At 65.4% G+C, this 12,925-nt stretch carries 25 protein-coding genes; all 25 read left to right on the top strand.

What is annotated here, in order from left to right; all coding sequences use genetic code 11:
* Position 1 precedes the first annotated feature (1 nt).
* A complete protein-coding gene (gene rplD / locus ACZ6ZI_RS27985; protein WP_249767355.1) occupies positions 2-652 on the top strand; it encodes a 50S ribosomal protein L4 in 651 nt (216 codons plus the stop codon).
* Positions 652-975, top strand: coding sequence for a 50S ribosomal protein L23 (rplW, locus tag ACZ6ZI_RS27980; protein ID WP_007265901.1), 324 nt, complete (start codon positions 652-654; stop codon positions 973-975). Before rplD ends, rplW begins: the two co-directional genes overlap by 1 nt.
* Positions 976-1,014: 39 nt before the next feature.
* Positions 1,015-1,851 carry a 50S ribosomal protein L2 gene (gene rplB, locus ACZ6ZI_RS27975; RefSeq protein ID WP_363060137.1) on the top strand — a complete coding sequence of 279 codons (837 nt, stop codon included), beginning with the start codon at positions 1,015-1,017 and terminating at the stop codon, positions 1,849-1,851.
* Between the two features lie 12 nt (positions 1,852-1,863).
* Positions 1,864-2,145, top strand: a complete 282-nt coding sequence (gene rpsS / locus ACZ6ZI_RS27970) for a 30S ribosomal protein S19 (RefSeq protein WP_249767356.1) — start codon at positions 1,864-1,866, stop codon at positions 2,143-2,145.
* Between the two features lie 43 nt (positions 2,146-2,188).
* Positions 2,189-2,536: a 50S ribosomal protein L22 gene (gene rplV / locus ACZ6ZI_RS27965; RefSeq protein ID WP_007265904.1), complete on the top strand. Its 348-nt coding sequence runs from the start codon at positions 2,189-2,191 to the stop codon at positions 2,534-2,536.
* The gene (rpsC, locus tag ACZ6ZI_RS27960) at positions 2,536-3,375 is read left to right on the top strand and encodes a 30S ribosomal protein S3 (RefSeq protein ID WP_363060139.1); all 840 of its coding nucleotides are present in this window, start codon (positions 2,536-2,538) and stop codon (positions 3,373-3,375) included. Before rplV ends, rpsC begins: the two co-directional genes overlap by 1 nt.
* A gap of 5 nt (positions 3,376-3,380) precedes the next feature.
* On the top strand, positions 3,381-3,800 hold the full coding sequence (gene rplP / locus ACZ6ZI_RS27955; RefSeq protein ID WP_030653642.1) for a 50S ribosomal protein L16: 420 nt from the start codon (positions 3,381-3,383) through the stop codon (positions 3,798-3,800).
* Positions 3,800-4,024 (top strand): 50S ribosomal protein L29, encoded by a 225-nt coding sequence (gene rpmC / locus ACZ6ZI_RS27950; RefSeq protein WP_079429299.1) that lies wholly within the window; start codon positions 3,800-3,802, stop codon positions 4,022-4,024. Before rplP ends, rpmC begins: the two co-directional genes overlap by 1 nt.
* Positions 4,024-4,308, top strand: a complete 285-nt coding sequence (rpsQ, locus tag ACZ6ZI_RS27945; protein ID WP_008739702.1) for a 30S ribosomal protein S17 — start codon at positions 4,024-4,026, stop codon at positions 4,306-4,308. The genes rpmC and rpsQ overlap by 1 nt, the downstream gene beginning before the upstream one ends.
* A 107-nt stretch (positions 4,309-4,415) precedes the next feature.
* Positions 4,416-4,784: a 50S ribosomal protein L14 gene (gene rplN, locus ACZ6ZI_RS27940; protein ID WP_003956455.1), complete on the top strand. Its 369-nt coding sequence runs from the start codon at positions 4,416-4,418 to the stop codon at positions 4,782-4,784.
* 2 nt (positions 4,785-4,786) lie between these two features.
* On the top strand, positions 4,787-5,098 hold the full coding sequence (gene rplX / locus ACZ6ZI_RS27935; protein WP_363060142.1) for a 50S ribosomal protein L24: 312 nt from the start codon (positions 4,787-4,789) through the stop codon (positions 5,096-5,098).
* Positions 5,098-5,649, top strand: a complete 552-nt coding sequence (gene rplE / locus ACZ6ZI_RS27930; RefSeq protein ID WP_249767359.1) for a 50S ribosomal protein L5 — start codon at positions 5,098-5,100, stop codon at positions 5,647-5,649. The genes rplX and rplE overlap by 1 nt, the downstream gene beginning before the upstream one ends.
* Before the next feature lie 5 nt (positions 5,650-5,654).
* Positions 5,655-5,840 carry a type Z 30S ribosomal protein S14 gene (locus tag ACZ6ZI_RS27925; RefSeq protein WP_003956452.1) on the top strand — a complete coding sequence of 62 codons (186 nt, stop codon included), beginning with the start codon at positions 5,655-5,657 and terminating at the stop codon, positions 5,838-5,840.
* Between the two features lie 220 nt (positions 5,841-6,060).
* Positions 6,061-6,459 carry a 30S ribosomal protein S8 gene (rpsH, locus tag ACZ6ZI_RS27920; RefSeq protein WP_008739698.1) on the top strand — a complete coding sequence of 133 codons (399 nt, stop codon included), beginning with the start codon at positions 6,061-6,063 and terminating at the stop codon, positions 6,457-6,459.
* Positions 6,460-6,479: 20 nt separating this feature from the next.
* Positions 6,480-7,019, top strand: coding sequence for a 50S ribosomal protein L6 (rplF, locus tag ACZ6ZI_RS27915; protein ID WP_363060145.1), 540 nt, complete (start codon positions 6,480-6,482; stop codon positions 7,017-7,019).
* Positions 7,020-7,021: 2 nt separating this feature from the next.
* Positions 7,022-7,405: a 50S ribosomal protein L18 gene (gene rplR / locus ACZ6ZI_RS27910; RefSeq protein ID WP_007265913.1), complete on the top strand. Its 384-nt coding sequence runs from the start codon at positions 7,022-7,024 to the stop codon at positions 7,403-7,405.
* A 45-nt stretch (positions 7,406-7,450) separates the two neighbouring features.
* On the top strand, positions 7,451-8,053 hold the full coding sequence (gene rpsE, locus ACZ6ZI_RS27905; RefSeq protein ID WP_249767360.1) for a 30S ribosomal protein S5: 603 nt from the start codon (positions 7,451-7,453) through the stop codon (positions 8,051-8,053).
* Positions 8,053-8,235 carry a 50S ribosomal protein L30 gene (rpmD, locus tag ACZ6ZI_RS27900; RefSeq protein ID WP_005313525.1) on the top strand — a complete coding sequence of 61 codons (183 nt, stop codon included), beginning with the start codon at positions 8,053-8,055 and terminating at the stop codon, positions 8,233-8,235. The genes rpsE and rpmD overlap by 1 nt, the downstream gene beginning before the upstream one ends.
* A gap of 2 nt (positions 8,236-8,237) precedes the next feature.
* Positions 8,238-8,693 carry a 50S ribosomal protein L15 gene (gene rplO / locus ACZ6ZI_RS27895; protein ID WP_053682613.1) on the top strand — a complete coding sequence of 152 codons (456 nt, stop codon included), beginning with the start codon at positions 8,238-8,240 and terminating at the stop codon, positions 8,691-8,693.
* A gap of 188 nt (positions 8,694-8,881) precedes the next feature.
* Positions 8,882-10,195: a preprotein translocase subunit SecY gene (gene secY / locus ACZ6ZI_RS27890; protein WP_363060148.1), complete on the top strand. Its 1,314-nt coding sequence runs from the start codon at positions 8,882-8,884 to the stop codon at positions 10,193-10,195.
* Positions 10,195-10,842: an adenylate kinase gene (locus tag ACZ6ZI_RS27885; protein ID WP_363060150.1), complete on the top strand. Its 648-nt coding sequence runs from the start codon at positions 10,195-10,197 to the stop codon at positions 10,840-10,842. The genes secY and ACZ6ZI_RS27885 overlap by 1 nt, the downstream gene beginning before the upstream one ends.
* A gap of 101 nt (positions 10,843-10,943) precedes the next feature.
* Complete coding sequence (gene map / locus ACZ6ZI_RS27880; protein ID WP_469525191.1) at positions 10,944-11,795, top strand: type I methionyl aminopeptidase; 852 nt, start codon at positions 10,944-10,946, stop codon at positions 11,793-11,795.
* Positions 11,796-11,923: 128 nt separating this feature from the next.
* Complete coding sequence (gene infA / locus ACZ6ZI_RS27875) at positions 11,924-12,145, top strand: translation initiation factor IF-1 (protein WP_003956442.1); 222 nt, start codon at positions 11,924-11,926, stop codon at positions 12,143-12,145.
* A gap of 61 nt (positions 12,146-12,206) precedes the next feature.
* Positions 12,207-12,320 carry a 50S ribosomal protein L36 gene (rpmJ, locus tag ACZ6ZI_RS27870; protein WP_003956441.1) on the top strand — a complete coding sequence of 38 codons (114 nt, stop codon included), beginning with the start codon at positions 12,207-12,209 and terminating at the stop codon, positions 12,318-12,320.
* A 200-nt stretch (positions 12,321-12,520) separates the two neighbouring features.
* The gene (gene rpsM, locus ACZ6ZI_RS27865; protein WP_007265919.1) at positions 12,521-12,901 is read left to right on the top strand and encodes a 30S ribosomal protein S13; all 381 of its coding nucleotides are present in this window, start codon (positions 12,521-12,523) and stop codon (positions 12,899-12,901) included.
* The last annotated feature ends 24 nt before the right edge of the window (positions 12,902-12,925 follow it).

The raw sequence follows: 12,925 nt of genomic DNA, 5'->3' as shown, positions 1-12,925 counted from the left end.
AATGAGCACCATTGACATCCTTTCGCCGGCAGGCGACAAGGCCGGTACCGTCGAGCTCCCCGCGGAGATCTTCGACGCGAAGACCAGCGTTCCGCTGATCCACCAGGTCGTCGTCGCCCAGCTGGCAGCTGCCCGTCAGGGCACGCACAAGACCAAGACCCGTGGCGAAGTCCGTGGTGGTGGCCGCAAGCCGTACCGCCAGAAGGGCACCGGCCGCGCCCGTCAGGGTTCGACCCGCGCTCCGCAGTTCGCCGGCGGTGGCGTCGTCCACGGCCCGCAGCCGCGTGACTACTCGCAGCGGACCCCGAAGAAGATGAAGGCCGCCGCCCTCCGCGGTGCCCTCTCGGACCGTGCGCGTCACTCCCGCATCCACGTCGTCACCGGCGTGGTCGAGGGTGCCGCCTCCACGAAGGCCGCGAAGACGCTGTTCGGCAAGATCTCGGAGCGCAAGAACCTGCTCCTGGTCGTCGACCGCTCCGAAGAGGCCGCGTGGCTGTCCGCCCGCAACCTGCCCCAGGTTCACATCCTGGAGCCGGGCCAGCTGAACACGTACGACGTGATCGTCTCTGACGACGTGGTCTTCACCCAGGCCGCTTTCGAGTCCTTCGTGTCTGGCCCCAAGGCCGTTGAGACCGAAGGGAACGAGGCCTGATGTCTGAGGCGACCGTTACCAGCAAGACCTTCACCGACCCGCGCGACCTGCTGATCAAGCCGGTCGTCTCGGAGAAGAGCTACGCGCTGCTGGACGAGAACAAGTACACGTTCATCGTCGCGCCCGGCGCCAACAAGACCCAGATCAAGCAGGCCGTCGAGGCGGTCTTCTCGGTCAAGGTCACCGGGGTCAACACGATCAACCGTCAGGGTAAGCGCAAGCGCACCAAGACCGGTTTCGGCAAGCGCGCCAACACCAAGCGCGCCATCGTGACCCTTGCCGAGGGCAACCGTATCGACATCTTCGGCGGCCAGGCCTCCTAACGGAGGTCTAGTCGTCCGGAATCGGACGAGGACTGAGAAATGGGTATCCGCAAGTACAAGCCGACGACCCCGGGCCGTCGTGGCTCCAGCGTCGCCGACTTTGTCGAGATCACGCGGTCCACGCCGGAGAAGTCGCTGGTCCGCCCCCTGCACAGCAAGGGCGGCCGTAACAACACCGGTCGTGTGACCGTTCGCCACCAGGGCGGTGGCCACAAGCGCGCCTACCGCGTGATCGACTTCCGTCGTCACGACAAGGACGGCGTGCCGGCCAAGGTCGCGCACATCGAGTACGACCCCAACCGCACCGCGCGCATCGCGCTCCTGCACTACGCGGACGGCGAGAAGCGCTACATCATCGCGCCGAAGGCTCTGAAGCAGGGCGACCGGATTGAGAACGGCCCCACGGCCGACATCAAGCCCGGTAACAACCTCGCGCTCCGCAACATCCCGGTCGGTACCACGATCCACGCGATCGAGCTCCGTCCCGGTGGTGGCGCCAAGTTCGCCCGCTCCGCGGGTGCCTCCGTGCAGCTGCTGGCGAAGGAGGGCACCATGGCCCACCTTCGTATGCCGTCCGGTGAGATCCGTCTCGTCGACGCGCGCTGCCGCGCCACGGTCGGCGAGGTCGGCAACGCCGAGCAGTCGAACATCAACTGGGGCAAGGCCGGCCGCATGCGCTGGAAGGGCGTTCGCCCGACCGTCCGCGGTGTCGCGATGAACCCGGTTGACCACCCGCACGGTGGTGGTGAGGGCAAGACCAGCGGTGGTCGCCACCCGGTCTCCCCGTGGGGTCAGAAGGAGGGTCGTACTCGCTCGCCGAAGAAGGCTTCGAGCAAGTACATCGTCCGCCGCCGCAAGACGAACAAGAAGCGCTAGGAGCGGGTTTAGATGCCGCGCAGTCTCAAGAAGGGACCCTTCGTCGACGACCACCTCGTGAAGAAGGTGGACGCTCAGAACGAAGCTGGTACCAAGAACGTCATCAAGACCTGGTCCCGTCGCTCGATGATCATCCCGGCGATGCTGGGTCACACCATCGCGGTGCACAACGGCAAGACGCACGTCCCGGTGTTCGTCACCGAGTCGATGGTCGGCCACAAGCTCGGCGAGTTCTCGCCGACTCGCACCTTCCGCGGCCACGTCAAGGACGACCGGAAGTCGAAGCGCCGCTAAAGGCGGGGTGGTTACGACTATGACTTACACCGAAGGGACAACCATGGAAGCCAGGGCCCAGGCGCGGTACATCCGCGTCACGCCCATGAAGGCCCGCCGCGTGGTGGACCTTATCCGTGGCATGGATGCCACGGAGGCTCAGGCGGTCCTGCGTTTCGCCCCGCAGGCCGCGAGCGTGCCGGTCGGCAAGGTGCTGGACAGCGCCATTGCCAACGCCGCACACAACTACAACCACCCGGACGCCTCCACGCTGGTCATCAGCGAGGCGTACGTGGACGAGGGCCCGACCCTGAAGCGGTTCCGTCCGCGTGCCCAGGGCCGTGCCTACCGGATCCGCAAGCGGACCAGCCACATCACCGTGGTCGTCAGCAGCAAGGAAGGTTCCCGGTAATGGGCCAGAAGGTAAACCCGCACGGGTTCCGGCTCGGCATCACCACGGACTTCAAGTCCCGTTGGTACGCCGACAAGCTGTACAAGGACTACGTCAAGGAAGACGTCGCCATCCGTCGGATGATGACGTCCGGCATGGAGCGCGCCGGCATCTCGAAGGTTGAGATCGAGCGCACCCGTGACCGCGTGCGTGTGGACATCCACACCGCTCGTCCCGGCATCGTCATCGGCCGCCGTGGCGCCGAGGCCGACCGCATCCGCGGTGACCTCGAGAAGCTCACGGGCAAGCAGGTCCAGCTGAACATCCTCGAGGTCAAGAACCCCGAGCTCGACGCTCAGCTCGTTGCCCAGGCCGTTGCCGAGCAGCTCTCCTCCCGCGTCTCCTTCCGTCGTGCCATGCGCAAGAGCATGCAGGGCACCATGAAGGCCGGCGCCAAGGGCATCAAGATCCAGTGTGGCGGTCGCCTCGGCGGCGCCGAGATGTCCCGCTCCGAGTTCTACCGCGAGGGTCGTGTGCCGCTGCACACGCTGCGCGCGAACGTGGACTACGGCTTCTTCGAGGCCAAGACCACCTTCGGCCGTATCGGTGTGAAGGTCTGGATCTACAAGGGCGACGTCAAGAACATCGCCGAGGTTCGCGCCGAGAACGCCGCGGCCCGTGCGGGTAACCGCCCGGCCCGTGGTGCCGGCGCTGGCGACCGTCCCGCCGGCCGTGGTGGCCGTGGTGGCGAGCGCGGCGGCCGTGGTGGCCGCAAGCCGCAGCAGGCTGCTGGTGTCGAGGCCCCCAAGGCCGAGGCTCCCGCCGCCGCTCCGGCCGAGAGCACCGGAACGGAGGCCTGACCGACATGCTGATCCCTCGTAGGGTCAAGCACCGCAAGCAGCACCACCCGAAGCGCCGCGGTATGGCCAAGGGCGGTACTGAGGTCTCGTTCGGCGAGTACGGCATCCAGGCGCTCACCCCCGCCTACGTGACGAACCGCCAGATCGAGGCGGCTCGTATCGCGATGACCCGCCACATCAAGCGTGGCGGCAAGGTCTGGATCAACATCTACCCGGACCGCCCGCTGACGAAGAAGCCCGCCGAGACCCGCATGGGTTCCGGTAAGGGTTCCCCCGAGTGGTGGATCGCGAACGTGCACCCGGGCCGGGTCATGTTCGAGCTGTCCTACCCGAACGAAAAGATTGCGCGTGAGGCCCTCACTCGTGCGGCCCACAAGCTGCCGATGAAGTGCCGGATCGTCAAGCGCGAGGCAGGTGAGTCGTGATGGCGACGGGAACCAAGGCGTCCGAGCTCCGCGAGCTCGGCAACGAGGAGCTCGTTGCCAAGCTGCGCGAGGCCAAGGAGGAGCTGTTCAAGCTCCGTTTCCAGGCGGCCACCGGCCAGCTGGAGAACAACGGCCGGCTCAAGTCCGTCCGTAAGGACATCGCTCGCATCTACACCCTGATGCACGAGCGTGAGCTCGGTATCGAGACGGTGGAGAGCGCCTGATGAGCGAGAAGAACGTGACCGAGACCACTGAGCAGCGCGGTTTCCGCAAGACCCGTGAGGGTCTGGTCGTCAGCGACAAGATGGACAAGACCGTCGTCGTCGCCGTCGAGGACCGCGTCAAGCACGCGCTGTACGGCAAGGTCATCCGCCGTACGAACAAGCTCAAGGCTCACGACGAGCAGAACGCTGCCGGCGTCGGCGACCGCGTCCTCATCATGGAGACGCGTCCGCTGTCGGCGAGCAAGCGCTGGCGCATCGTCGAGATCCTCGAGAAGGCCAAGTAATCACTTGAAGGGGTAACCCTTCGAGTTCGTTCCGCCAGGCTCGGTCGGGGCTCCGCTGTCCGCAGTGAAGCCCCGGCCGGGAACCGGCAGACAAACAGGAGATAGACGTGATCCAGCAGGAGTCGCGACTGCGTGTCGCCGACAACACTGGTGCCAAGGAGATCCTTTGCATCCGTGTTCTCGGTGGCTCCGGTCGCCGCTACGCGGGCATCGGTGACGTCATCGTCGCCACCGTCAAGGACGCGATCCCCGGCGGCAACGTGAAGAAGGGTGACGTCGTCAAGGCGGTCATCGTTCGCACCGTCAAGGAGCGCCGCCGCCAGGACGGCTCGTACATCCGCTTCGACGAGAACGCCGCCGTCATTCTGAAGAACGACGGCGACCCTCGCGGCACCCGTATCTTCGGCCCCGTCGGCCGTGAGCTGCGCGAGAAGAAGTTCATGAAGATCATCTCGCTCGCGCCGGAGGTGCTGTAAGCATGAAGATCAAGAAGGGCGACCTGGTCCAGGTCATCACCGGTAAGGACAAGGGCAAGCAGGGCAAGGTCATCGCGGCCATGCCCAGCGAGAACCGCGTCCTGGTCGAGGGTGTCAACCGGGTCAAGAAGCACACCAAGGCCGCGCAGAACCAGGCCGGTGGCATCGTCATCACCGAGGCCCCGGTCCACGTGAGCAACGTGCAGCTGGTCGTGGAGAAGGACGGCAAGAAGGTCGTCACCCGCGTCGGTTTCCGCTTCGACGACGAAGGCAACAAGATCCGCGTTGCCAAGCGCACGGGTGAGGACATCTGATGGCTACCACTCCGCGTCTGAAGACGAAGTACCGCGAGGAGATCGCGGGCAAGCTGCGTGAGGAGTTCTCCTACGAGAACGTCATGCAGATCCCCGGCCTCGTCAAGATCGTCGTGAACATGGGTGTCGGCGACGCCGCCCGTGACTCGAAGCTGATCGACGGCGCCATCCGCGACCTGACGACGATCACCGGTCAGAAGCCGGCCGTCACGAAGGCCCGCAAGTCCATCGCGCAGTTCAAGCTGCGCGAGGGTCAGCCGATCGGCTGCCACGTCACCCTCCGTGGTGACCGCATGTGGGAGTTCCTGGACCGTACGCTGTCGCTCGCGCTGCCGCGTATCCGTGACTTCCGCGGTCTGTCGCCGAAGCAGTTCGACGGCCGTGGCAACTACACCTTCGGTCTCACGGAGCAGGTCATGTTCCACGAGATCGACCAGGACAAGATCGACCGTACCCGGGGTATGGACATCACCGTGGTCACCACGGCGACCAACGACGACGAGGGCCGCGCGCTCCTTCGTCACCTCGGCTTCCCCTTCAAGGAGGCGTAAGCGAGATGGCGAAGAAGGCTCTCATCGCGAAGGCTGCCCGCAAGCCCAAGTTCGGTGTGCGTGCGTACACCCGCTGCCAGCGCTGCGGTCGTCCCCACTCCGTGTACCGCAAGTTCGGCCTCTGCCGCGTGTGCCTCCGTGAGATGGCTCACCGTGGCGAGCTGCCGGGCGTGACCAAGAGCTCCTGGTAATCCCCTCACCCTTTGGGTGTTGAGGTTTTCCAGACGCTCTCGGTAAGCATCAGGTCGGCGGACCGCCCTGCCCGCATGCCGTAGGCTTGTGGGGTTGGGCGTCCGCCGCCCTATCGACTTACTACGCCGTAGGTCCCCGTGCCGCACCCGTCCCGCCACTGAGTGGGGAGAGGGATGGCGCATACAGGAAACCCCGGCGAGAGAGGCCGAAGGCCACTTCATGACCATGACTGACCCGATCGCAGACATGCTCACGCGTCTGCGTAACGCTAACTCGGCGTACCACGACTCCGTCGTGATGCCGCACAGCAAGATCAAGTCGCACATCGCGGAGATCCTCAAGCAGGAGGGTTTCATCACCGGCTGGAAGGTCGAGGACGCCGAGGTCGGCAAGAACCTCGTCCTCGAGCTGAAGTTCGGGCCGAACCGTGAGCGCTCCATCGCGGGCATCAAGCGGATCTCGAAGCCCGGTCTGCGCGTGTACGCGAAGTCCACCAACCTGCCGAAGGTCCTCGGTGGCCTGGGCGTGGCGATCATCTCCACGTCGCACGGTCTCCTGACCGGTCAGCAGGCAGGCAAGAAGGGCGTAGGTGGGGAAGTCCTCGCCTACGTCTGGTAGTCGGGAACGGAGGAAAAGCAATGTCGCGAATCGGCAAGCTCCCCATCCAGGTTCCCGCCGGTGTGGACGTCACCATCGACGGCCAGACGGTCGCGGTGAAGGGCCCCAAGGGTTCCCTCACGCACACCGTCAAGGCGCCGATCGAGATCGTCAAGGGTGAGGACGGCGTTCTGAACGTCACCCGCCCGAACGACGAGCGTCAGAACAAGGCCCTGCACGGCCTGTCCCGCACGCTGGTGGCGAACATGATCACCGGTGTGACCACGGGGTACGTCAAGGCTCTCGAGATCAGCGGTGTCGGTTACCGCGTGGCCGCGAAGGGCTCCGACCTGGAGTTCCAGCTCGGCTACAGCCACCCGATCCTGATCGAGGCGCCCGAGGGCATCTCGTTCAAGGTCGAGTCCCCGACCAAGTTCTCGGTCGAGGGCATCGACAAGCAGAAGGTCGGCGAGGTCGCCGCCAACATCCGCAAGCTGCGGAAGCCCGACCCGTACAAGGCCAAGGGTGTCAAGTACGCCGGCGAGGTCATCCGCCGCAAGGTCGGAAAGGCTGGTAAGTAGCCATGGCATACGGTGTGAAGATCGCCAAGGGCGACGCGTACAAGCGCGCTGCCAAGGCTCGCCGCCACATCCGCATCCGCAAGAACGTCTCGGGTACGGCGGAGCGTCCGCGCCTCGTCGTGACGCGTTCGAACCGCAACATCGTTGCTCAGGTCATCGACGACCTCAAGGGTCACACCCTTGCGTCGGCGTCGACCCTGGACGCTTCGATCCGCGGTGGCGAAGGCGACAAGAGCTCGCAGGCCCAGGCTGTCGGCGCGCTCGTCGCCGAGCGTGCCAAGGCCGCGGGTGTCGAGACCGTCGTTTTCGACCGCGGTGGCAACCGATACGCCGGGCGCATTGCCGCTCTGGCTGACGCCGCCCGCGAAGCCGGGCTGAAGTTCTAAGCCCCGGTTCCGGGACTCACGGACGTAACAGAGAGAGGTAATCCAATGGCTGGACCCCAGCGCCGCGGAAGCGGTGCCGGTGGCGGCGAGCGGCGGGACCGGAAGGGTCGCGACGGTGGCGCTGCCGCCGAGAAGACCGCTTACGTTGAGCGCGTTGTCGCGATCAACCGTGTCGCCAAGGTTGTCAAGGGTGGTCGTCGCTTCAGCTTCACCGCGCTCGTCGTGGTGGGTGACGGTGACGGCACCGTAGGTGTCGGTTACGGCAAGGCCAAGGAAGTTCCCGCGGCCATCGCCAAGGGCGTCGAGGAAGCCAAGAAGAACTTCTTCAAGGTTCCCCGCATCCAGGGCACCATCCCGCACCCGATCCAGGGCGAGAAGGCGGCCGGCGTTGTCCTGCTGAAGCCTGCTTCCCCCGGTACCGGTGTTATCGCCGGTGGCCCGGTGCGCGCCGTTCTGGAGTGCGCCGGCGTTCACGACATCCTGTCGAAGTCGCTCGGCTCCGACAACGCGATCAACATCGTGCACGCGACCGTGGAGGCCCTCAAGGGTCTGCAGCGCCCCGAGGAGATCGCGGCTCGCCGTGGTCTGGCCCTCGAGGACGTCGCCCCCGCGGCTCTCCTTCGTGCGCGCGCTGGGGCGGGTGTCTGATGGCCCGCCTCAAGATCACGCAGACGAAGTCGTACATCGGCAGCAAGCAGAACCACCGCGACACGCTGCGTTCGCTCGGGCTCAAGCGCCTGAACGACGTCGTCGTCAAGGAGGACCGCCCCGAGTTCCGCGGAATGGTGCACACCGTCCGCCACCTCGTGACGGTTGAGGAGGTTGACTAATCATGGCTGAGAACAGCCCGCTGAAGGCCCACAACCTCCGTCCCGCCCCCGGCGCCAAGACCGCGAAGACCCGTGTCGGTCGTGGTGAGGCGTCGAAGGGTAAGACGGCCGGTCGTGGTACGAAGGGCCAGAAGGCCCGCTACCAGATCCCGCAGCGCTTCGAGGGTGGGCAGATGCCCCTCCACATGCGCCTGCCGAAGCTCAAGGGCTTCAAGAACCCGTTCCGCACCGAGTTCCAGGTCGTGAACCTGGACAAGCTCGGCGCTCTCTACCCCGAGGGTGGAGAGGTCACGGTGGCCGACCTGGTCGCCAAGGGCGCGGTTCGCAAGAACAGCCTCGTCAAGGTCCTGGGCCAGGGCGAGATCTCCGTGGCGCTGCAGGTTTCGGTTGACGCCGTCTCCGGCTCCGCCAAGGAGAAGATCGCCGCTGCCGGCGGCACCGTCACCGAGCTCGTCTAAGACGAAACTCAGTGACAAATAGCTAGAAACCCGACCGGGGATGCCTCACATATGGGGCATCCCCGGTTGGTCGTTCCACGGGGGGCGCAGTCGCCGGTAAGGTGGCCTGCACCTTTGCTCGTACGTTATTCGTCGATCCCTCAGACCGTCACCTCTGACGCAGTAGCGCGGGGGTCGCAGGAGGCACCGTGCTCACCGCGTTCGCCCGGGCGTTCAAGACGCCCGACCTGCGCAAGAAGCTGCTCTTCACGCTCGGCATCATCGTGCTGTTCCGGCTCGGGTCCCACATCCCGGTACCCGGCGTGAGCTACAAGAACGTTCAGATCTGTGTGGACCAGATGGGGAGCAGCAACAGCCTCTTCGGTCTCGTCAACATGTTCAGCGGCGGTGCGCTGCTGCAGATCACGATCTTCGCGCTCGGCATCATGCCGTACATCACGGCGAGCATCATCCTGCAGCTGCTGACCGTGGTCATCCCGAAGCTGGAGACCCTCAAGAAAGAGGGACAGTCCGGCACGGCGAAGATCACTCAGTACACGCGCTATCTGACGGTCGCGCTCGCGATCCTTCAGGGCACCGGCCTGGTCGCCACCGCGCGCACCGGCGCCCTGTTCGGCACCTGCCCCGTCGCTCGCGAGATCGTCCCGAACCAGTCGATCTTCACTACGGTCGTCATGGTGCTCACCATGACCGCCGGCACCTGTGTCGTGATGTGGCTCGGTGAGCTCATCACCGACCGCGGCATCGGCAACGGCATGTCGATCCTGATGTTCATCTCGATCGCCGCCGGCTTCGTCGGCGCTCTGTGGCAGATCAAGCTCCAGGGCAAGATCGCTGATGGCTGGGTCGAGTTCGGCGTGGTCATGCTCGTCGGCCTCGCGATGGTGGGTCTGGTGGTCTTCGTCGAGCAGGCGCAGCGTCGGATCCCGGTCCAGTACGCGAAGCGCATGATCGGCCGCCGTGCCTACGGCGGTACGTCCACCTACATCCCGCTCAAGGTGAACCAGGCGGGCATCATCCCCGTCATCTTCGCCTCGTCGCTGCTCTACATCCCGGCACTGGTCGTGCAGTTCAGCGGGTCGACCGCGGGCTGGGCCACCTGGATCCAGAAGCACTTCGTCAAGGGCGACCACCCGTACTACATCGCGGTCTACTTCCTCCTGATCGTCTTCTTCGCGTTCTTCTACGTGGCGATCTCGTTCAACCCCGAGGAAGTTGCCGACAACATGAAGAAGTATGGTGGGTTCATCCCGGGCATCCGCGCCGGCCGGCCCACCGCCGAGTACCTGAGCTACGTACTCAACCGGATCACCTGGCCGGGGTCGCTGTACCTGGGTCTCATCGCTCTTGTGCCGACGATGGCGTTGGCGGGCTTCGGAGCGAACCAGAACTTCCCGTTCGGCGGGACGAGCATCCTCATCATCGTGGGTGTGGGTCTGGAAACCGTGAAGCAGATCGAGAGCCAGCTCCAGCAGCGCAACTACGAAGGGTTCCTCCGCTGATGCGAATCGTCCTCGTCGGACCCCCCGGTGCGGGCAAGGGAACGCAGGCCGCGTTCCTTGCCAAGAACCTGTCGATCCCGCACATCTCCACGGGCGACCTCTTCCGCGCCAACATCAGCCAGAACACGGAGCTGGGCCTGCGCGCGAAGGGGTTCATGGACGCGGGTGAGCTCGTCCCCGACGAGATCACCATCGGCATGGCCAAGGACCGCATGGAGCAGCCGGACGCCGTGAACGGCTTCCTGCTCGACGGCTTCCCGCGCAACGTGTCCCAGGCCGAGGCCCTCGACGCGATGCTCCAGTCGTCCAACATGAAGCTGGACGCGGTCCTCGACCTGGAGGTCGAGGAGGACGAGGTCGTCAAGCGCATCGCCGGTCGCCGGATCTGCCGCAAGGACTCCTCGCACGTCTTCCACGTCACGTACGCGGCGCCGAAGACCGAGGGTGTCTGCGACACCTGTGGCGGCGAGCTGTACCAGCGCGACGACGACTCCGAGGCGACGGTCCGCAACCGGCTGGAGGTCTACCACACGCAGACCGAGCCGATCATCGACTACTACAAGGCCCAGGGCCTGCTGGTGACGATCGCTGCCCTCGGCGAGGTGCACGAGATCACCAAGCGGGCGATGGACGCCCTGAAGAAGTAGTCCCCCCGTTGTGCAGGTACGGCCGCGGTGTCCTTCGGGCGCCGCGGCCGTACTGTTGAGAAGCTCAGAACACGCAGAACCGAAGGTGGAAGGCACTCTCCATGGTCCAGATCAAGACCCCCGAGCAGATCGCGAAGATGCGCGAGGCGGGGCTGGTCGTCGCGGCGATCCACGCGGCGACCCGTGAGGCGGCCGTTCCGGGCGCCACGACGCGGGATCTGGACATGGTGGCCCGCAAGGTCATCGCGGACGCCGGCGCCAAGTCGAACTTCCTCGGCTACGGCGGTTTCCCCGCGACGATCTGCACCTCGGTGAACGAGGTCGTCGTCCACGGCATCCCGGACGACAAAACGGTCCTCAAGGACGGCGACATCATCTCGGTGGACGCCGGCGCCATCGTGGACGGCTGGCACGGTGACGCCGCCTTCACGGCCTTCGTGGGCACCGGTCACGCACCGGAGCTGGTCGAGCTCTCCCGGGTGACCGAGGAGTCGATGTGGGCCGGTATCGCGGCCATGCGTCTCGGCAACCGTCTGGTGGACATCTCGAAGGCGATCGAGTCGTACATCAAGCGCCAGCCGCGCCCCTCGACCGGTGCGCACAGCCTCGGCAAGTTCGGGATCATCGAGGACTACGGCGGCCACGGCATCGGTTCCGAGATGCACATGGACCCGCACCTGCTGAACTACGTCTCGCGCAAGCGGGGCAAGGGCGTCAAGCTGGTCCCGGGCCTGTGCCTGGCGATCGAGCCCATGGTGTCCCTCGGAACCGTCCAGACGGAGGTATTGGCGGACGACTGGACCGTCATCACCACCGACGGCACCTGGTCCTCGCACTGGGAGCACTCGGTCGCCCTGACCGAGGCCGGTCCCATCGTCCTGACCAGCCCGGACTGTGGCAAGGCGAAGCTGGCGGAGTACGGCGTGACCACCGCGCCGGACCCCCTCGGTTAATGATCTAGACTCTGGGGCAAACTTTCCGGATTCGTCTTTCTGGGTGCCCTGACGTAGACTGACTCGTCGGCTCACGTGCATTTCCATGCCTGTGCGCCGATCAAGGTAGCCGATTCGAAAGGCGAAGCGTGGCCAAGAAGCAAGGTGCCATCGAGATCGAGGGCACCGTGATCGAGTCCCTCCCGAACGCCATGTTCAAGGTGGAACTCCAGAACGGTCACAAGGTCCTCGCGCACATCAGCGGCAAGATGCGCATGCACTACATCCGCATCCTCCCTGACGACCGGGTCGTGGTGGAGCTCTCTCCCTACGACCTGACGCGTGGCCGGATCGTCTACCGATACAAGTAGATCTTGCCCCCGCATCCCGCTCCCGCGGGGTGGTGGCACTGACCCGGAGAACCTCACCAACATGAAGGTCAAGCCGAGCGTCAAGAAGATCTGCGACAAGTGCAAGGTGATCCGCCGTCACGGTCGGGTCATGGTCATCTGCGACAACCTGCGCCACAAGCAGCGCCAGGGCTGACGCACGCCGACCGACCTGCCTTACGCAGTTCTTCGCGCGACGTAAGAAAACGTACATACGCAGAACCCGCCCAGCCCTGAGAGGGGCCGGCGGCACCTCCGGCGGGGGCCGGGGACCCGGACGTACCATCACCCGACTCGGGTGGTCGGCGGTCGGGGCCGGTTCTGTGGAAGACCCCCGAATCACACAGGAGCCATTGAATGGCACGCGTTTCCGGTGTTGACATCCCGCGCGAAAAGCGTGTGGAGATCGCACTCACCTACGTCTTCGGTATCGGGCGCACCCGGTCCAAGGAGATCCTCGCCTCCACCGGCGTGAACCCGAACACCCGCGTTCGTGACCTGGCCGAAGAGGACCTGGTCAAGATCCGCGAGTACGTGGACGCCAACCTCCGTACCGAGGGTGACCTCCGCCGCGAGATCCAGGGCGACATCCGCCGCAAGATCGAGATCCAGTGCTACCAGGGCATCCGCCACCGTCGTGGCCTGCCGGTGCACGGTCAGCGCACGAGCACCAACGCGCGTACCCGCAAGGGCCCGCGTCGCGCGATCGCCGGTAAGAAGAAGCCGGGCAAGAAGTAGTCCTGTTCAGCGGTCTTGCGCTGT

Source organism: Streptomyces sp. NPDC103540, from assembly GCF_055584445.1.
This window is presented reverse-complemented; position numbering and strand designations above follow the sequence as displayed.